This is a genomic window from Pseudomonas sp. HY2-MNA-CIBAN-0224, assembly GCF_040310285.1.
GTDB lineage: Bacteria > Pseudomonadota > Gammaproteobacteria > Pseudomonadales > Pseudomonadaceae > Aquipseudomonas > Aquipseudomonas helleri.
Genome location: NZ_JBEOPQ010000691.1, coordinates 1 through 256, shown reverse-complemented (window position 1 = coordinate 256; position 256 = coordinate 1). Strand labels below are relative to the sequence as shown.

The window sequence follows — 256 nt, the reverse complement described above, 5'->3', positions numbered from 1 at the left end:
GTCTACTATCAGCCGTGTTTTACCAGCACCAGGGCAACCTTCAACATAAATAGCCGACTTTTTAGATCTAATGATTTTTTCTACTGAATCGCAATCTAATTGCTGTTTCTCGATAATCGGCTTTAATATCTCACGAGCACTTTTAACTGCTTGTTGGTAATTACCTTTAGGCTTGCTATCAAGAACTTTATTAGGGCTTAAAATTGCACCTAATAGAGTATTTAGGCGACAATTGAATGCAGCATCAAGCTGAGCC

At 38.3% G+C, this 256-nt stretch carries 1 protein-coding gene; it reads right to left on the bottom strand.

The genetic code is table 11. From position 1 onward, the window contains the following. The coding region (locus AAEZ03_RS28080; protein WP_350583214.1) for a hypothetical protein at positions 1-256 on the bottom strand (256 nt) is incomplete at both ends.